This window comes from bacterium (assembly GCA_036504735.1).
Classification (GTDB): domain Bacteria; phylum Electryoneota; class RPQS01; order RPQS01; family RPQS01; genus DASXUQ01.
The window spans coordinates 899,842-918,973 of sequence record DASXUQ010000005.1 but is presented as its reverse complement, the minus strand read 5'-3'; the positions used below and the strand labels follow the sequence as shown (position 1 = coordinate 918,973).

Here is a 19,132-nt window from a genome sequence, read left to right as displayed (position 1 = left end):
TTATGTTTGGACAGCGTTACGTTTATTGTGAACATTCACAGGTCGCCGCGCAACTGCCCCGGATCGCCGATCTCGGGCTGGGTGTGGAGATTCTGTTTGAGACCACCGAGGATCTCTGGCCGCAGGTGCGGTGGGAGAACCTGCTGGATCTGGCGGATGCCGTGGCGGATGCGGGGGTGGAAGCGTCCGTGCATGGTCCGTTCCACAACCTAAGTTTAGGTTCCCGCGACGCGCACATCCGCAATTACACGCTGGACGTGTTGACTGTGGCGATGGAGACGGCGCGGGCGGTGCACTCCCCGCACGTGGTGTTTCACACGGGTTTTCTGCCGCAGTACACGGCCAAATCGCGCGCCCGCTGGCTGGAGACGTTCTCCGCCGGGCTGGAGCAGCTCATCATTCGCGCGACGGACCTCGAAGTGCGGCTGGCGATGGAAAACACCTATGAGCCGGACACATCGCTGTTCGAGGAGATTTTCGAACGTTTTCCGACTCCGGCGCTGGGCATGTGCCTGGACACGGCGCATGCCACGTGTTTCGGGCAGGTGGATCCGGCGCAATGGTCGCGCCGCTTCTGCGACCGCATCGTGCACGTGCACTGCTCGGATAATGACGGCCACAGCGATCTGCATATGGCGCTGGGCACGGGTGCGGTGAATTTCCGTACGCTGCTGGATCCGCTGGCGCGCATCGGCCGCCAGGCGAGCATCACCTTCGAAGTGAGTCCCGACGACGCCGAAACGAGTCGCGACTATTTTGATTCTTTGGCAAAAACGTTGTCATGGCAGGAGATCGCATGACTGACACAGACCCCACATCCCCCAAGCCGGTCCGTAAACTGTCTCCCAAATTGCAGAAGGTCCGCAACAACCTCGACCGCGTGCTGTCCGATTACGATCTGTCGCAGCAGGAGTACAGCTCCCTGATGGACGACATGAAGAAGCGGCGTAAGCGGATTGAAGGCGCCGGGGACAACATGCTCGATACTATCAGCGACGACTAACTGCGCACGCGCGCCATAACCTCTTAACAGCCCCAAACCGATGCAGCTCACCGAAGAACAGAAAATGCTCCGTGACATGGTCCGGGATTTTGCCCAGAACCGGATCAAGCCCATCGCGGCCGAGATTGATGAGCACGAACGCTTTCCTGAAGAGATCATCGCCGAGATGGCCGAACTCGGATTGATGGGCATTCCGTACCCGGAAAATTACGGCGGGGCTGGCATGGACTATGTGTCCTATGCGTTGGCCGTGGAAGAGGTGGCGAAGGTTTGCGGCAGCACGGCGCTGACGTTGGCCGCGCACATCTCGCTGGGGTGCGGGCCGATCTACACGTTCGGCAATGAAGATCAGAAGATGAAATACCTGCCCGATCTGTGCAGCGGCGCGGCGCTGGGCGCGTTCGGCCTTACCGAACCGCAAGCGGGCAGCGACGCCGGCGCGACGCAGACGACGGCGGTGGATGCGGGCGACTATTTTCTGATCAACGGTTCGAAGCAATTTTGTACCAACGGCACCTATGCCAAAACCTTCACCATCAGCGCGGTGACCGACCGTTCCAAGGGGACCAAGGGCATCAGCAGCTTCCTGCTGGAGAAGGGCATGGAAGGCTTCAGCGTCGGCAAGAAGGAGCGCAAGCTGGGCGTGCGCGGTTCAGACACCGTGTTTCTGCACTTCACCGATCTGAAGGTGCCGAAGGAGAATCTGTTGGGCAAGCCGGGCGACGGTTTCAAGCAGATGCTCACCACGCTGGACGCGGGCCGCATTTCCATCGCCTCCATGTCCCTTGGGCTCGCCGAAGGCGCGTATGAGGCGACGCTGAGCTATGTGAAGGAGCGCAAAGCGTTCGGGCAGTACGTGGCGGACTTCCAGGCGACTCAATTCAAGATCGCCGACATGTACACACAGATCGAAGCGGCGCGGCATCTGATTTTCGAAGCGGCGCAGCGCAAGGACGCGGGGCAGCCCTACATGCGCGAAGCGGCAATGGCCAAGCTGTTCGCCAGTGAAATGGCGCAGCGCGTGACGTCGCAGGCGATTCAGCTTCACGGCGGCTACGGCTACGTGCGGGAGTATCCGGTCGAGCGCATGTTCCGCGACAACAAGCTGTGTGAGATCGGCGAAGGCACGTCGGAGATCCAGCGGCTGGTGATTGCCCGCACGCTGCTGTCCGAGTCCAACCACTAAGCGGAAACCATGATCGAGCTTGGCCCGTTCCGCCTCGATCTGATCAGCGACGGCTACTTCGAAGACGAAGCGGACACGTTTGTGCGCCGTTGTGCGGAAATTCACAGCGCGCCTCGGCTCAACGTCCGCAGCAAATCACGGGTCCGTGTGGGGTTCAATTCGCTGCTGATTCGCGGCAATGGCCGCACGGTGGTAGTGGATCCCGGAACCGGCGACAAGCCGCGACCGGACAAGGTCAGCGCCTACACGTTGCAGTGGCCGCGGCAGTTCTTTCCGGCTCTGGCGAGCCTGAAGGTGCGGCCCGAGGACGTGGACCTGGTGATCCTGACGCATTTGCACTGGGATCATGCCGGGGCCTGCACACGGCTGGATGCTCACGCCGACATTGTGCCGTCCTTTCCGAACGCACGGTACGTGGTGCAGGAGCGCGAGGTGACGGCGGCACGGCAGGACATTGCGGCGGGAGATCTCGGCAGCTACATGCCGGATGATTTCGAGCCGCTGCTGGGCATGGGACGGCTTGAACTGCTGAACGGCGACGCCCATTTGCTGCCGGGGATTTCCGTCCGCTGGGTAAACGGGCATTGCGCTGGGTTGCAGACGGTGCAGATCGCTGAAGCGGGATCCGCGGGGGCGATTTACCTGAGTGATCTGATTCCCACGTCGGCGCAAATTCCGCTGGATTGCTACCTTTCCTATGATCATGACATCGCGCACCTGACCGCCGAAAAGGAGCGCGCCCTGGCTGAGGCTGCCCGCCGCCGTGATCTGCTGCTGTTTGTGCATGCGCCGCGGCTGCGCGCCGGGTATTTGCTTCCCCGTGCGGATGGCAGCTATGGGCTGGATTCCGTAACGATCTGATTGTTCTTTCCATTATCGCCGGCTGAACGCAAACGAAAAGGACGACAAACGCAATGAACCCCACGACTCCCGTGATCACTTCCGGAGTGCGCACACCCATCGGCTCATTCAACGGCTCGCTCGCCCAACTCTCCGCTCCGCTGCTCGCGGCCATGACCATCAAGGAAAACCTCAAGCGTTCCAAACTGGAACCGGGCGAGGTGGATGAAGTGATTCTCGGGGAGGTTCTGCAGGCGGGCGTCGGCCAGGCTCCGGCGCGTCAAGCGGCGATTTTCGCGGGCATTCCCGCCAGTGTTTCGGCGTGGACGGTGAACAAGGTCTGTTCCTCGGGGTTGCGGGCGGTGATGTCGGCGGCGCAGACTATTCAGCTCGGCGACGCCAAGGTGATGATCGCCGGCGGCATGGAGAGCATGTCACAGGCTCCCTATTACCTCGAAAGCGCCCGCAACGGCTACCGTCTCGGCAACGGCACGGTGGTAGACGGGCTGGTGAAGGACGGCTTGTGGGATCCGTATAAGAATCAGCATATGGGAAGCTGCGGCGAACTGTGCGCCCGCGAGCATAAGATTACGCGCGAGCAGCAGGATGAGTTCACGGCGGAATCGTACACCCGCGCGCTGGCCGCTCAAAAGGCGGGCAAGTTCGCCCATGAAATCGTGCCGGTGCTGATCAAGAGCAAGAAGGGAGAGAGCACGGTGGACACGGATGAAGAGCCGGGCAAGGGCGACATCCAGAAACTGTCCGCGCTGCGGCCCGCGTTTGAGAAGGAAGGGACGATCACCGCGGCTAACGCGTCGAAACTCGATGACGGCGCGTCCACGATGACCATCATGTCGTATGAAGAAGCGGCGCGGCGCGGCGTCAAGCCCCTCGCGCGCATTGTCGGCTATACCACGTACAGTCAGGAGCCGGAATGGTTTACCACGGCTCCCGCAGGCGCGATCGAAAAGCTCCTGCGCCGGATCGGCTGGAAGAAGACGGATGTGGATCTGTTCGAACTGAATGAAGCGTTTGCCGTGGTCGGGATTGTCAATACCCAGCTCCTCGGTGTGGATCCGAAAAAGGTCAATATTTACGGCGGTGCGGTTGCCCTCGGGCATCCCATCGGCATGTCCGGCTGCCGTATTGTGGTGACGCTGCTCAGCGCCCTGAAGGATACGGGCGGCAAGCGCGGCATCGTCGGCATCTGCAACGGCGGCGGTGAGGCGACGGCTATGGCGGTGGAGGTGCTCTGATCCGGTCACTTGTTCGGGTGGCGTTTTTTCTTATCGCGGCTTCGCCGCTGCTCGCTGAAACGCCGTTCCGAATCTGCATCTACGGGGATAATCGCGGGGCCAACCGTGTGCACCGCACGATCCTCAAACAGGCGAAGAAACTGCATCCGCGCCTGTTCGTGATTGACGGCGACGTCGTCAAATATGATTATGGCCGCGCCGGGACTCCGGAGGCCGTGCTGAATGATTACCGCAGCGTGTTTGCGGCGCCCGACCATCCCCTGGACTTCTGGCCCAATGCTCCGGGCCCGGCGGTGTTCACCACCCCCGGCGGGGATGATGAACAATATTTCCTCGACCCGGAAACCGCTCACCGCGCGGACCAGGTTCCGGGCAAGCGCTGCGCCTACGAAGGCACCAATGAACTTGGCGTGCAGCTCTACGAAATGTTCGACCTCGATGCGATGCGGATCCGTGTGCAACCGCTCACGGAAATCGACAAGCCGCTGCCGATGTCGGACTACGGCGACTATCTGCTGATTGTGGGCTCGGGCTCACGGCGGGACTGCGCGCTGCTGATGCTGTACCGCAGCGACCGCTGGGCGTTTCGCGAAGATCAGATTAGGTGGGTGGATTCCACGCTGACGGCCTTGCGCAAAGCATCGCCGGCGCTGCCGCTGATTGCCGTGGCTCACGACTGGACGTGGTTCTTTCCGGACACGCTGGACAACGGCCATATCGATGGCGCGGAGAACGGCGTACGCGGCGGTTCCGCCGAGGAAGATCAGAAGCAGAGGCGGCGGCTGGCCGAGGCCCTGCACACGTTCCGGGTGGATGTGGCGGTCAGTTCCGACCGTCATGCGTATTGGGCGGGGAAGGACGGTTCCCTGCTGCGGATCAACTGTGCGGCGGCGATCTGCGCTGATCCGCGTGGAGAGCGCGTGGCGGTGGACAATCTCTGGCTGGAATATTCCCAGACGCCGTCGACGATCAAAGTCGTTGTCCATCCGGTGGATCCGCCGGGAGGCTGCGGCATCACTTCCGCCTCGTCGTCCGCGTACGGCCTGGCCTTCGAAAAAGACCGCGCCGCAGGATCCGCGTGGCGCTCCACCCAACCCTGAGGGACGAGGTAAACATGACCATTCAGAAAGTTGCTGTGATCGGCGGCGGCACGATGGGGAACGGCATTGCCCACGTGTGCGCGCAAAGTGGCTATGACGTTTACCTGATCGAGGTGTCCGATCCGCTGCTGCAGCGGGCGGTCTCCACTATCGAGAAGAACCTCGCCCGGCAGGTGGAAAAGGGCCGGTTGCAGGAAGCCGACAAGCAGGCGACGATGGGCCGGCTGCATGGCACGCTCTCGCTGAATGACGCCGCCAAGGCGGACATCGTGATTGAGGCGGTGATCGAGAACCTCGACGCCAAGGTCAAAATTTTCTCCGAACTCGACAGGATTTGCAAGCCGGAAACGATTCTGGCGTCCAACACCTCAACGATTTCCATCACGCAGATTGCCGCGGCCACCAAGCGTCCGGGCAACGTGATCGGCATGCACTTCATGAACCCCGTGCCGATGATGGCGCTGGTGGAGATGATTCGCGGCCTGGCCACCAGCGACGCGACGCACGCCGACGTGGTGGAATTCGCCAAGGCGCTGGGCAAGACGCCGATCACGGTCAACGATTTTCCGGGGTTCATCTCCAACCGCGTGCTGATGCCGATGATCAACGAAGCGGTGTACTGCCTGATGGAAGGCGTGGCCGACAAGGAGGCGATTGACGGCGTGATGAAGCTGGGCATGGCCCATCCGATGGGACCGCTCACGCTGGCGGATCTGATCGGCCTCGACGTCTGCCTGGCGATCATGGAGGTTCTGCACCGTGATCTCGGCGATTCCAAGTACCGTCCCTGTCCGCTGCTGCGCAAGTATGTCGCGGCGGGCTATCTTGGCCGCAAATCGGGGCGCGGCTTTTACGACTACGCGAAGTAAGCGAATCCGGACCGACACACTCACGGAGTTCATTCATGGATCACCTGCTCACAGAGCAGCAGCTCGAAGTCAAGCAAGCCATCCGCGAGTTCGCGGAGCACGAGATCAGACCATCGGTCGCGGCCCGCGATGAGTCCGGCGAATTTCCCAAGGCGATTTGCGACAAGCTCGGCGAACTGGGCTTTATGGGAGTGAACACCCCCGAGCGTTTCGGCGGCGCGGGGATGGATGCGGTTACCTATGCGATGGTGATCGAGGAGCTGTCCCGCGTGGATCCCTCCGTGGGCGTGGTGGTCTCGGTCAACAATTCGCTGGTCTGCTATCCGCTGGAGAAGTTCGGCAACGCCGCACAGCAGGAAAAGTGGCTGCGGCCGCTGGCTGAAGGCAAACTGCTGGGCGCGTTCTGCCTGACAGAGCCGGCCTCCGGTTCGGACGCCGCTGCGCTGGAGGCCACTGCCGAGCGCAAGGGTGACGAGTATATTCTGAACGGCACCAAGGCCTTCATTACCAACGGCAAGAGCGCGCAGGTGCACATTATCTTCGCGCGCACCGACAAGAACGTGGAGAAGTCGCGCGGCATTTCGGCCTTTATCGTGCCCGCCGATTCCAAGGGATTGCATCTTGGCCCCAACGAGAAGAAGATGGGCATTCGCTCCTCCGATTGCGTGCCGGTGATCATGGAAGACCTGCACATCCCCGCCGCCAATTTGCTGGGCAAAGAGAACGAAGGCTTCAAGATTGCGATGAGCGCGCTGGATTCGGGCCGCATCGGCATCGCGTCGCAGGCGGTGGGACTGGCGCAGGGCGCGCTGGAAGAGGCGGTGAAGTATGCCAAGCAGCGCGTGCAGTTCGGGCATCCGATTGCCGATTTCGAGGCGATTCAGTTTAAGCTGGCCGACATGGAGATGTCCACCATGGCGGCCCGCATGTTGATTTACAGCGCGGCGCGCAAGAAAGACGCGGGGCTGCGCTACACGACCGAGGCCGCGGCGGCGAAGCTGTACGCGTCCGATATGGTTATGAAAGTTACCAATGACGCGCTGCAGATTCACGGGGGGAATGGCTACACCATGGACTACCCCGTGGAGCGCATGCTGCGCGACGCGAAAGTTACCGAGATCTATGAGGGAACCTCGGAGATCCAGCGTTTCATCCTTGCACGAAGTTTGCTTTCCTGATAGGTTTTCCTATTCCTCTTCATTCACAATTTGGTACACAACCGTGGCCGCTTCAAAATTTGACGAAACTCTGAAAATCTGGATGAACGGCAAGATGGTGAACTGGAACGACGCCACCGTTCACATCGCTGTTCATGCACTGCATTACGGATCCTCGGTGTTCGAGGGCATCCGGTGCTACAAGACTCCCGACGGCTCGATTATTTTCGGGCTTAAGCAGCATATCCGCCGCCTGTTCGATTCCGCGAAGATCTATCGCATGGAACCGACGTGGACGCGCGAAGATATCGAGAAGGCCTGCATTCAGGTCTGCCGGGACAACAATCTCGACGCCTGCTATCTGCGTCCGCTGCTGTATCGCGGGTACTATTCTCTCGGCGTCTTCCCCGATGCCTGCCCGATTGACGCGGTGGTCATGCCGCTGCGCTGGGGCAAGTATCTGGGCGCGGAAGCTCTGGAAAAGGGGATTGAAGTCTGTGTCTCTTCGTGGACGCGCATTGCGCCCAACACGCTGCCCGCGCTGGCCAAGGCGGGCGCCAATTACATGAATTCCCAGCTCATCAAAATCGACGCCATGGCGCTGGGATTCGACGAGGGCATCGCCCTGGACAAGAACGGTTTTGTCTCCGAAGGCTCGGGCGAGAACATCTTCCTGGTGCGGGACGGCATTCTCTGGACGCCGCCGCTGTGCGGGTCGATCCTGCCGGGCATCACCCGCCAGGCGCTGCTGACGCTGGCCCGCGAGTTGAATATCCCCACGATCATCGAAGTGATTCCGCGCGAGATGCTGTACATCGCCGATGAAGTTTTCTTCACGGGAACGGCGGCGGAATTGACTCCGATCCGGTCGGTGGACAAGGTCACCGTCGGCAGCGGCAAACCGGGACCGATTACGTTGCGTCTGCAGGAAGCTCTCTTCGATCTGATCGAAGGCCGCCGTCCCGATCCGCACGGACTGCGCGTTCACGTTTAACAGGACACCATGAGATCTCGCCGTGCCGCCCGTGAGTGGGCGCTTCGTATTCTGTATGCGCATCAATTGTCCGGCAATCCGGTCGAGCAGGTTTTCAAGGAAGTGCTCGATTCGGTTGCGGACGACTCCAATGTCCGTTTCTGCCGCGAATTATGCCGCCGTGTGACCGAACAGGGCGGGTCGATTGATACCCTGATCGAACAGTCCGTTCAGAAATGGGATCTCAACCGCATCGCGGTGCTCGACCACATCATTCTCCGGGCCGCTATCGCGGAGTTTCTCTACTTCGACGATATCCCGTTCAAGGTGACGATCAACGAGGCGATTGAACTGGCCAAACGCTATTCCACGGCGCAGAGTGGCCGCTTCGTTAACGGGATCCTGGACGCGATCAGCACGGAGCTGAAGAAGAAGATGTCCAAGCCCGAAGAGGACATCTCGGAAGGAGTTTCCACCCCGTGAAGATTGGCATCATTTCCGACATTCATTCCAACCTCGAGGCGCTCGAGGTGGTGCTCCGCAAGCTCGAGAGCGAAAAGGTGGAGCGTATTTACTGCCTTGGCGATATCGTCGGCTATGGGGCGAACCCCAATGAATGCGTGGAAAAGGTGCGATCCCTCTGTCATGCCTGTGTGATCGGTAATCACGATGATGCGCTTACCGGTCGCACAGGCATCCAGTATTTCAACAGCTATGCCCGCGCCGCGATCGAGTGGACGGGCCGGATTCTGACGGAAGAAAATCTCGCCTATTTGCAGGCGCTTCCCCTCACGCACGAGGACGAGCATCTGCTGATGGTGCATGCCACGCCGATTGAACCGGGCGCATGGAACTACATCCTGCGCCCGGAAGACGCGGCGGCGGATTTCGAAGCCATGCGCGACGACACCACGGCTTTTATCGGCCATTCCCATATTCCCGTGCGTTTTGATGACCCCGCCGACGGCAAGGTGATTGTCAATGTCGGCTCGGTCGGCCAGCCTCGAGACCGCGATCCCCGGGCCTCCTGTGGGCTATATGATACAGATTCGGGAACTTTCTCGTGGATTCGTGAGTCTTATCCTATTCAAGAGGCGGCAAGAAAGATCAGGCAAGCCAATTTGCCGGAGTTTCTGGCGGCCCGACTTTTCATCGGGATGTAAGGAATTTTTCCCGCATGCCGGTGTCATCCCTGTGAACATAGCGTTTTCATACATAAACCATGCTCAATAAATTCCTCGCCAAGATCTTTGGTACCAAACATGAGCGCGCATCCCGTGGGCTGTGGCCCATTGTGGCGCAGATCAATGAGATCGAGCAGGAGTACCAGAAACTCTCCGATGACGAACTGCGCGCCAAGACGGACGAATTCCGCGCGCGGCTGAAAGACGGCGAGACCCTCGACGACATCATGCCGGAGGCCTTTGCGGCGGTGAAGAATGCCTGCCGCCGTCTGGTCGGTACCAAATATGAAGTGCGCGGCCATCCCATGACGTGGGACATGGTGCCCTATGATGAGCAGCTCATCGGCGGCATCGTACTTCACCAGGGGAAGATCGCGGAAATGGCCACGGGCGAAGGCAAGACCCTTGTGGCCACGCTGCCGCTGTACCTGAACGCGCTGGAAGGCGAAGGCGCGTGGCTGGTGACGGTCAACGATTACCTCGCCCACCGCGACTCGGAGTGGATGGGCCAGATTTACAAGTTTCTCGGCTTGACCGTCGGGGTGATCATCTCCGACATGCCGCCGCCCGTGCGCCGCGAGCAGTATGCCTGCGACATTACCTACGGCACCAACAACGAGTTCGGCTTCGATTATCTGCGCGACAACATGGCAATTGACATGAGCGAAGTCGTGCAGCGCGCGCATCATTTTGCCATCGTGGACGAAGTCGACAGCGTGCTGATCGACGAAGCCCGGACGCCGCTGATTATTTCCGGACCCGTGGCGCATTCCACGCAGAAGTTCGACGAGATGAAATCGTCCGTCGAGCAGATCGTGAAACTGCAAAACCAGTTTGTCACCGCGCTGGCCGATGAGATCGAAAAGGATATCGAGACGCCGGGCACGGACGAATGGCAGATCGGCCGTAAACTGCTGCTGGGGTCGCGCGGACTGCCCAAGCACAAGCGGATCATGAAGCTCTTTCAGGAGCCGTCGAACACGCGCATGAAGCAGCGCGTCGAAAACGATCTGATGCGCGACAAGAAAATTACCGAGCTGGATGAAGAGCTGTTCTTCGCGATCGATGAACGCTCCCATCAGGTAGACTTGACGGACAAGGGCCGCCGGCAGTTGACCAAATATCACGGCGGCGATCCCGACCTGTTTATTCTGCCGGATCTGGCGGATGAGTTTACGCGGATCGACGCCGACACGGCGCTTGCGTCCGAGGCAAAAGCCGCGGCCAAGGCCAAGTTCCAGGACGTGTACGCGCACCGCAGCGAGCGGGTGCAGAACGTCTCGCAGCTTTTGCGGGCCTATGCGCTCTATGAGAAGGACGTGGAGTACGTGATTCAGGACGGCAAGGTGCTCATCGTGGACGAGTTCACGGGACGTATTCTGGCCGGACGCCGCTATTCCGACGGTCTGCATCAGGCGATTGAAGCCAAGGAAGGCGTGAAGATCGAGCGCGAGACTCAAACCATCGCCACGATTACGCTGCAAAATTTCTTCCGCCTGTTCAAGAAGCTGGCCGGCATGACCGGTACCGCCGAGACCGAAGAGGCGGAATTCTTCGACATCTACAAGCTCGAAGTGGTGGTCATTCCCACTCACGAGCCGGTGCGCCGCGACGACATGAACGATCTGGTGTACCGTACGCGCCGTGAAAAATTCAATGCGGCAATCGAACAGATTGCCGAACTGCACGGGCGCCGCCAGCCGGTGCTGGTGGGCACGGTGTCGGTGGAGACGTCGGAAATTATCTCGCGGATGCTGAAGCGCAAGGGCATCCCGCACAATGTGCTCAATGCCAAGCACCACGAACGCGAAGCGGAAATCGTCATGCAGGCGGGTCAGCCGGGTCAGGTGACCATTGCCACCAACATGGCAGGCCGTGGCACCGATATCAAACTCGGCGCGGGCGTTGTGGAATGGGAAGGCGACGCGGGTGACAAGACCAAGGCCAAAGGCGGTCTGTTTATTCTGGGCACCGAGCGCCACGAATCGCGGCGGATTGACCGCCAGCTCCGTGGCCGTGCGGGCCGCCAAGGTGATCCGGGCAGCAGCCAGTTTTTCCTGTCGCTCGAAGACGATCTGATGCGTCTGTTCGGTTCGGAGCGCATTGCCCGCGTGATGGACCGGCTGGGTGTGGAAGAGGGAGAGGTCATCACCCATCCGCTGATTACCAGCGCCATTTCCCGCGCACAGCAGAAGGTGGAAGCCTACAACTTCTCCATTCGCAAGCACCTGCTGGAGTATGACGACGTCATGAACCAGCAGCGTACGGTTGTGTACACGCGGCGCAATATTGCCCTGCGCGGCGAGGATCCGACGACGCTTGTGACGGAAATGATCGAAGATGCGGCGGATTATCTGATTGAGAAGCATCAGACCGGAGAAGGTCGTAGCGCGGAATTGAATCATGACGCGCTGGCGGATGATCTGATGCGCACCTTCCTCGTGGACGTCACCGGAGACCAGGGGTTCGTGGGCCTCACGGGGGATCTGTTGCGCTCGTACATGCTCGAACGGATCGAGGAGGCACGGGCGTTACGCCTCTCTTTGCTGGGGGAGGATCTTTTCAAAAGCCTCCAGCGTTACGCGATTCTGCGGGTCATCGACGAAAAGTGGCGCGATCATCTGTACGCCATGGATAATCTGAAGGAAGGCGTGGGTCTGCGTGCTTATGGTCAGAAAGACCCGTTAATTGAATACAAAAAGGAAGGTTTTGAACTTTTCCAGGCAATGTTAGACGAGGTCAACAGTGACGCGCTGCGCATCACCTTCCGTGCCCAGCCGTTGACCGAAACCGCTCCCGCGCCGCGGCCGATGCCTGTGACGCGGACGCCTGCATTGACCTACTCTCATGCGGATTCTGCCGGGATGGGCTTTACGGCGCCGGTGCAGGCTGACGGTGGCGACCCGGACCTGGCTCCGCTCGAATCGGCGGCATCTCCCGCCGGAAAGACTCAACCCGTGCGTGTTGCGCCTCATGTGGGCCGTAATGATCCCTGTCCCTGTGGTAGCGGCAAGAAATATAAGAAATGTCATGGCGCATTGGCAGATAATCCAAGCTGACTTTTCACTTGCCTTTCGTGAATTTTTTGGTTACTTTCTCTTCGTCGGAACTGTTGCCCGCGCGATGGCCGGCATTTCACTCGAAAAAATTGTCGCGGCGACTATGAATGGATGAAGGGTTCTTGACAGGGCGGCTAACATGAGGGCTGCACATGGACCAACGGATAGTAGAGATTTTGATGTACGTTATCGGTGAGATTCAATCTCACCGGATCAAGGCTGAAGAGATCGAAGGAATTTCAGACGAACTGGTGCAGCGCGGGTTTTCCCAGCGCGAAGTGGCGGCCGCCATTTCCCTGTTCGCCGACCGCCTTGCAGGAGAGTCCAGACGAACGCAGGTAGGCAATCCCTCCAGCGTTCATGCACATCGTGTGCTGCACGACGTGGAGCGCCAGTATGTCGCCCCCGAGGCCTATGGGTATCTGATTCAGATGCTGCATCTGGGCATTTTGGATTTGTGCGACGTGGAAGAACTCATCGAGCGGTGCATGCTTCTCGGAAACTTGAACGTCGGCGATGACGAAATGAAGGTGTTGGTGGCTACTCACCTTCTGGAAAAAGATCCCCGTCAAACCGATTCCGCCTACGCTATAAGTCCTTATCGCCCCTGGCCGGAGCACGTTCATTAGCCGTCCGTTTCCGCGAATAATGACGTTTCTTCCGACGGTGCTAAACCTTGAGATAACAAGGCGTTAATGTGCGTCGTGAACCTGTCACAGTTTTCGCAGTTAAAAAGCTTTGAGCGCCCGCTTAAAGCTTTTTCCTCTCTGATAATCCAATGTCAAAAACTACCGATATAACGTCTAAGACGTCCAAGAGCGGCACCACTAAGAAGCGTGCAGCCGCCGAGAAAACCACCGCGTCCAAGCCGGCACGGACTTCCAAACCGGCAGCCGCAAAGAAGACAGCCACGCGTACGCCGCGTGCAGGCAAGACCGCCACAGGCGGGAAAGCCGCGCCGTCTTCCGGTCGCAAGTTCGCGGCTCCGCGTGCCGTGGATGCGACAGGCAAGAACCTTGTCATCGTCGAATCACCGGCCAAGGCGCGTACGCTGACCGGATATCTTGGCAGCGATTACGTTGTGCAGGCGACGGTGGGGCATCTGATCGATTTGCCGCCGAAGCGTCTGGGTGTGGATCTCGAAAACGAGTTCGAGCCCGAATACGTGGTGATCGAAGGCAAGGAGAGCGTGCTCTCCGCGCTGAAGAAATCCGCCCGCGACGCGCGCGAAGTGTTCATCGCGACTGACCCTGACCGTGAAGGGGAAGCGATTGCTTTTCACGTGGCCCGCGAACTGCGCAACGGACACAACCGGAAACTGCACCGGGTGCTGTTCAATGAGATTACGCGCAGCGGCGTATTAAAAGCCATGTCCATCCCCGGCGATATTTCGATGCCGAAAGTGGATGCCCAGCAGGCGCGGCGCGTGCTCGACCGCCTGGTGGGGTATCTCGTCTCGCCCTTGCTGCAGAAGATCGTCGCGCGCGGACTTTCCGCGGGGCGCGTGCAGTCGGTGGCGCTGCGCCTGATTTGCGAACGCGAGGAAGAGATTCGCGCGTTTGTCAAGGAAGAGTACTGGACGGTGGAAGCGTATCTGCGCACCGCCAGGAAGGAACTCTTTTTGGCGCGGCTGGTGAAGATCAAAAATGAAAAGCCGGATATCAAGGATGAGACGACGGCCAAGGCGGCGGTAGAGGATATTCAGAAGCATCCTTTCAACCTGACCGATCTGAAAGTCAAGCCGGCGTCGTCGCGGCCTTATGCTCCCTATACCACCTCAACCTTGCAGCAGGACGCGTCGCGCCGTTTGGGTTTCTCCAACGACCGCACGATGGCCGTGGCCCAGGCGCTGTATGAAGGGGTGAACGCCGGCAAGGATGGCCTCGTCGGTCTGATCACCTACATGCGTACCGACTCCACGCGTCTGGCTCCCGAAGCGGTAGCCGCCGCGCGCGATTACATTGCCGACAAGTTCGGAACGGACTATCTGCCGGACACGGCGCGGGTGTATGTCACCAAGAAGTCGGCGCAGGATGCCCACGAAGCCATTCGTCCTACGGGTGTGCAGCGCGATCCGGCGGCGATGAAGAAATATCTGAACCCCGAGCAGTTCCGGCTCTACGAAATGATCTGGCAGCGCTTTGTGGCGTGCCAGATGGCCGACGCGCGCTTCGAAGTCACCACGGCGACGCTGATGGCGGGACCGTATGAATTCCGCGCCTCGGGCCGCCGCCTGCTGTTCCCCGGCCATCTGGCCGTGCTGGGAGCGGTTGCCGAAGAAAAGCGGCAGACCAAAGAGAGCGAGAACGAGGAAGACGACGACATCACGCGGGATCTGCCCAAGCTCGAAGTGGGCAAGACCTACGCGGTGGACAAGATCACTCCCACCCAGCACTTCACCGAGCCGCCCCCGCGCTTCAATGCGGGCTCGCTGGTCAAGGCGCTGGACGAACTGGGCATTGGCCGCCCGTCCACCTATGCGTCCATCGTCTCCGTGCTGGTCAAGCGCCGCTATGTGGAACTGAAAGAGCGCCGCTTCCATCCCACGACGCTGGGCGAGACCGTGAACAAGGTGCTCGTGGATCAATTCCCCGATATTTTCAACGTGGACTTCACGGCGAAGATGGAAGGGGAGCTGGACCTTGTGGAGAGCGAAGAGTACGGCTGGCGGGAGGTCATCAAGGACTTCTACACGCCGTTCTCCAAGCGGCTCTCCAAGGTGGAAAAGAACCGCATCGCCCTGAAGGAAGCTCAAGAAGAGGTCACGGACAAGATGTGTCCGGATTGCGGCAGCCCGCTGATCATGAAGTGGGGGCGCAGCGGCCAGTTCCTGGGCTGTTCCAACTACCCGGAGTGTCGCCATACCGAGCCTCTCGAACACGAGAAGCCGCCGGAAGTGGCCGAGACGACCTGTCCAAACTGTGGCAAGCCCATGGCTCCCAAGAAGAGCCGGTTCGGTTGGTTCCTTGGTTGTACGGGTTATCCCGACTGTAAGACGACAATGCCGCTGAATAACAGCGAAAGCGTGCCATGCCCGAATCCCGGCTGTACGGGAATGATCACTCAGAAGCGGTCCCGCCGCGGGGCCTTCTGGGGCTGCTCACGCTATCCCGACTGCGACTTTATCTCAAGCTACAAGCCGGTAGCCGAGCCTTGTCCCAATTGCGGCAGTCCGTACATGGAAGATAAGGAACTGAAGAGCGGACATTTTCACCAGTGTCCGAAGTGTAAACATAAAGTGGACGTCGGCGCCGGAGTGAAAGTGTGAGCCATCCCGCGCTAAGTGAACTCCTGCCGGATTTCCTGCGCGACACGGATGCCCGCCGCAAACGGTCGGGACACACCGTGGCGGCGTACGGAAGGGATGTGCGGCAGTTCATCGAGCGGTTTGCACAGGACAACGGAGCCGAGCCGACGGTTGAGGATTTCAAACCGGCGGCGTTGCGGGCGTATCTGCATCACATGACGGCGGACGGGTTTGCCCGGTCGTCGATGGAACGCAAACGGGCCGCGCTTTCCAGCTTCGCCAAGTTTCTCATGCGACAGGGTCAGTTGACCGCCAATCCGCTGGCGGGCCTGCGGCAGCCGCGCGGCCACAAGCCCCTGCCTACGGTTTATCCGGAAAAGGACGTCGTCGCCCAGTTGGACAAGCCTCGCACGGGCACGTTTACAGACCTGCGGGATCATGCCCTGCTGGAGATGCTCTACGGGGCGGGATTGCGGATCTCCGAACTGCTGGGTCTGCGCCGGGCGGAAATCGATTTGTCGCGCTCCACGGTGCGCGTGATGGGCAAGGGATCCAGGCAGCGGCTGGTTCCGGTGTCGCGCAAAGCGGCACAGGCACTCGAAGAATATTTGAAAGCCCGGCGCGAGTTTTTGCAGGCGGAGGAGCTGGCCGATCCGGGCGAGTTGTGGCTCAGCGACCGCGGCAAAAAGCTTTCGCGGTTTCGCGCCTACCAGATTGTCCGCCGCGAACTGGCGGCGTTGCACGGCGAGAAGCTTTCGCCGCACGTGCTGCGTCACTGTTTCGCAACACACCTGTTGGATCATGGCGCCGGCCTGCGTTCGGTACAGGAATTGCTTGGTCACCGTTCGCTGGCCACGACGGAGAAATATACTCACGTGACCGCTCAGCGTTTGAAGGAGGCGTATCGACAGGCGCATCCGCACGCGGAAAAAAAATAGTTGTATTATCGGCTGTGTTCCCTTCAGGGAATGCGAAAGTATGCGCGGCGGGTGTGGTTGTCGAGCCCCCGTGCGAACCGTTTAGAAAGGATAACCGATGAGAACGAAGATTTCCTCGATCCACTTTAAGGCTGCCGATTCCCTCAAAGAGTTTGCCGAAGAAGAAGCGCGGCGACTCGAAAAATTTTCCGATGAGATCCTCAATTGCGAAATCGAGTTTTCCTATACCAAGACTGAGAAAGACGTTCACATGCACGTCAACGTCAACGGGTCGGTGCTGGATGCGACCGGGACGTCGGACGATTTCAAGCGTTCGGTGGTGGCGGCGGTGGACAAGATTGAGCAGCAGCTCAAGAAGTTGAAAGGCAAGCAGCAGACGCGGCGGGCCGCGGGGGCGCCGGATGCGGCGGCGGCGGAAGCCACGGACGAAGAGTAAACCTGCGGCCCTTGCGGCCCGAAGGACGGCTTATGCAGAAACTGCAAGTCGGCGCTTTTTTTCAGGACATGCAGGACCGGCTGTCTTTGAAGCTCGTCAATACTCCGAAAGGCCTGGTACGGGAGATTCGTCAGAAGGATCTTCACCGGCCAGGCCTCGCTCTGGCAGGCTTCATCGATCTGTTCACCTTTGACCGGGTTCAGGTGCTGGGCAACACCGAAATCCGGTATCTGAATTCCCTCTCGCCGGATGCCCAGCGGCAGTCGCTGGAGCGGATCTTCCGCTTCGACATCCCCTGCCTGATCGTTACGAATCTGAATCCCATCCCCGCTGATCTGCCGCGCTTCGCCGATCTGGCCGACGTCTCGATCTTTTCGTCACCGCTGACGACGACCGAGCTGACGCACCTTCTTTCCGATTACCTCGATCATAAGTTCGCGCCGACGCTGACCGTCCACGGATCCCTTGTGGACGTGTACGGCACGGGTCTGCTCTTCACGGGGCGCAGCGGCATCGGCAAGTCCGAAGTGGCGCTGGATCTGGTGGAACGCGGCCACCGCCTGGTTTCCGATGACGTGGTGACGGTGACGCGCACCGCGGACAACGTGATCATGGGCCACGGCTCGGAACTGCTCAAGCACTTCATGGAGATCCGCGGCATCGGCATCATCGACGTGGGCCGGATGTTCGGCGTGCGCGCGGTTCGCCTGCAGAAGCGGGTGGAAACCGAAGTGGAACTGGTGGACTGGAGCGGGGAGCAGGACTACGACCGCACCGGGATTGACGACGAGTTCAAGGAATATCTCGGAGTCAAAATCCCTTACGTACGTCTGCCGATCTTTCCCGGCAAGAACATTACGGTGCTGGCGGAAACGATTGCCCTCAATCTGCATCTGAAAGTCTACGGGTTTCATCCGGCCAAGCAATTCGGCGAAGCCCTGACCGATGCGATGCGTGTGAAAACCCAGCTTGAATCCTATCTGGAAAAAGACTTCGAGTAGGAGGAACGCGCATGGTTCGTGCGGTTATTCTGACGCACGGTACGCTGGGCGCGGTACTCCTGGCGACCGTGCAGGGCGTGCTCGGGCCGCAGGCGGACGTGCAAGTCCTGTCCAATGAGGGTCTTTCCCTCGATCAAATCATCCACGCCGTTCAATCGACTCTGAGCGGCGGCCCCCTCATTTTCTTTGTCGATTTCTGTGGTGGCTCACCTTACGTCGCGTGCAAAACGCTTCAGCAGGTTCATCCGGAATGCGCGATCATTTCGGGAGTGAACATGCCGATGCTGTTTTCCTTTTTTACCAAGCGCGAACAGCTCGCCTTTAGCGAACTGGTGACTATGGTGGAATCGGACGCCCATCGCGGAATTCAACGGATTTCTTCATGAGCTTAAATCTTCTTCGGAGGAAAGACAAGTTAGTTTTTCCTCTTGTGCGTATCGATGACCGCCTGCTGCATGGACAGGTCATCGTTGGCTGGGGACAGACGCTGCAACTCTGTCCCGTTTTGCTCGTTTCCGACCGTGTCAGCCGCGACCGGACCCTGTCGCAGACCTTCCGCCTGCTCATTCCCGAAGAGCAGCGTGGCGACGTGATTTCCCTGGCCGACGCGGCGCAGCGCTGGCAGCGCGGAGATTTCAAAAATACGCGGGCGATGCTGGTGCTGGAAACTCCGGTGGACGCGCTGAAACTGGTGCGTCTGGGTGTACCTCTTAGAGAGCTTATTCTGGGCGGCCTGCATTTCCGCGAAGGGCGGGAAGAGGTGCTGTCTTACATTTATTTATCGGAGTGGGATCGTACGACGCTGCAGGAACTTCGCCACCTCGGGGTGAAGATCAAATGCCAGGATCTGCCCGCGACGAAACCCATACCCTACGAGGAGTAG

At 59.7% G+C, this 19,132-nt stretch carries 19 protein-coding genes; all 19 read left to right on the top strand.

The features are described 5' to 3' along the window. The first annotated feature begins 2 nt into the window (after nt 1–2). Nucleotides 3–800, top strand: a complete 798-nt coding sequence (locus VGL38_05590; GenBank protein ID HEY3294889.1) for a sugar phosphate isomerase/epimerase family protein — start codon at nt 3–5, stop codon at nt 798–800. Beyond that, complete coding sequence (locus VGL38_05585) at nt 797–1,003, top strand: hypothetical protein (GenBank protein ID HEY3294888.1); 207 nt, start codon at nt 797–799, stop codon at nt 1,001–1,003. Before VGL38_05590 ends, VGL38_05585 begins: the two co-directional genes overlap by 4 nt. Nucleotides 1,004–1,043: 40 nt before the next feature. Further along, nucleotides 1,044–2,189, top strand: a complete 1,146-nt coding sequence (locus tag VGL38_05580) for an acyl-CoA dehydrogenase (GenBank protein HEY3294887.1) — start codon at nt 1,044–1,046, stop codon at nt 2,187–2,189. A gap of 9 nt (nt 2,190–2,198) precedes the next feature. Beyond that, nucleotides 2,199–3,050 carry an MBL fold metallo-hydrolase gene (locus VGL38_05575; GenBank protein ID HEY3294886.1) on the top strand — a complete coding sequence of 284 codons (852 nt, stop codon included), beginning with the start codon at nt 2,199–2,201 and terminating at the stop codon, nt 3,048–3,050. Nucleotides 3,051–3,103: 53 nt separating this feature from the next. Then, entirely contained in the window at nt 3,104–4,285 is a 1,182-nt protein-coding gene (locus VGL38_05570) for a thiolase family protein (protein ID HEY3294885.1), read from the top strand. Between the two features lie 17 nt (nt 4,286–4,302). After that, complete coding sequence (locus VGL38_05565; GenBank protein HEY3294884.1) at nt 4,303–5,385, top strand: hypothetical protein; 1,083 nt, start codon at nt 4,303–4,305, stop codon at nt 5,383–5,385. 14 nt (nt 5,386–5,399) lie between these two features. Continuing rightward, on the top strand, nt 5,400–6,254 hold the full coding sequence (locus tag VGL38_05560) for a 3-hydroxybutyryl-CoA dehydrogenase (protein ID HEY3294883.1): 855 nt from the start codon (nt 5,400–5,402) through the stop codon (nt 6,252–6,254). A 35-nt stretch (nt 6,255–6,289) separates the two neighbouring features. Then, the gene (locus VGL38_05555) at nt 6,290–7,432 is read left to right on the top strand and encodes an acyl-CoA dehydrogenase family protein (GenBank protein ID HEY3294882.1); all 1,143 of its coding nucleotides are present in this window, start codon (nt 6,290–6,292) and stop codon (nt 7,430–7,432) included. Between the two features lie 43 nt (nt 7,433–7,475). Next, nucleotides 7,476–8,405, top strand: a complete 930-nt coding sequence (locus VGL38_05550) for a branched-chain amino acid transaminase (protein ID HEY3294881.1) — start codon at nt 7,476–7,478, stop codon at nt 8,403–8,405. Nucleotides 8,406–8,414: 9 nt separating this feature from the next. Then, entirely contained in the window at nt 8,415–8,867 is a 453-nt protein-coding gene (gene nusB, locus VGL38_05545) for a transcription antitermination factor NusB (GenBank protein ID HEY3294880.1), read from the top strand. Further along, nucleotides 8,864–9,547, top strand: coding sequence for a metallophosphoesterase family protein (locus VGL38_05540; GenBank protein HEY3294879.1), 684 nt, complete (start codon nt 8,864–8,866; stop codon nt 9,545–9,547). The genes nusB and VGL38_05540 overlap by 4 nt, the downstream gene beginning before the upstream one ends. A gap of 59 nt (nt 9,548–9,606) precedes the next feature. After that, nucleotides 9,607–12,627, top strand: coding sequence for a preprotein translocase subunit SecA (secA, locus tag VGL38_05535; protein HEY3294878.1), 3,021 nt, complete (start codon nt 9,607–9,609; stop codon nt 12,625–12,627). A gap of 152 nt (nt 12,628–12,779) precedes the next feature. After that, on the top strand, nt 12,780–13,256 hold the full coding sequence (locus tag VGL38_05530; GenBank protein HEY3294877.1) for a DUF494 family protein: 477 nt from the start codon (nt 12,780–12,782) through the stop codon (nt 13,254–13,256). Between the two features lie 149 nt (nt 13,257–13,405). Next, complete coding sequence (topA, locus tag VGL38_05525; GenBank protein HEY3294876.1) at nt 13,406–15,895, top strand: type I DNA topoisomerase; 2,490 nt, start codon at nt 13,406–13,408, stop codon at nt 15,893–15,895. Then, nucleotides 15,892–16,812, top strand: coding sequence for a tyrosine recombinase XerC (locus tag VGL38_05520; GenBank protein ID HEY3294875.1), 921 nt, complete (start codon nt 15,892–15,894; stop codon nt 16,810–16,812). The genes topA and VGL38_05520 overlap by 4 nt, the downstream gene beginning before the upstream one ends. A 97-nt stretch (nt 16,813–16,909) precedes the next feature. Further along, nucleotides 16,910–17,248 carry a ribosome-associated translation inhibitor RaiA gene (gene raiA / locus VGL38_05515; protein HEY3294874.1) on the top strand — a complete coding sequence of 113 codons (339 nt, stop codon included), beginning with the start codon at nt 16,910–16,912 and terminating at the stop codon, nt 17,246–17,248. A gap of 32 nt (nt 17,249–17,280) precedes the next feature. After that, complete coding sequence (gene hprK, locus VGL38_05510; GenBank protein ID HEY3294873.1) at nt 17,281–18,249, top strand: HPr(Ser) kinase/phosphatase; 969 nt, start codon at nt 17,281–17,283, stop codon at nt 18,247–18,249. An 11-nt stretch (nt 18,250–18,260) separates the two neighbouring features. Then, nucleotides 18,261–18,635 carry a hypothetical protein gene (locus VGL38_05505; protein ID HEY3294872.1) on the top strand — a complete coding sequence of 125 codons (375 nt, stop codon included), beginning with the start codon at nt 18,261–18,263 and terminating at the stop codon, nt 18,633–18,635. Further along, on the top strand, nt 18,632–19,132 hold the full coding sequence (locus tag VGL38_05500; GenBank protein HEY3294871.1) for a PTS sugar transporter subunit IIB: 501 nt from the start codon (nt 18,632–18,634) through the stop codon (nt 19,130–19,132). The genes VGL38_05505 and VGL38_05500 overlap by 4 nt, the downstream gene beginning before the upstream one ends.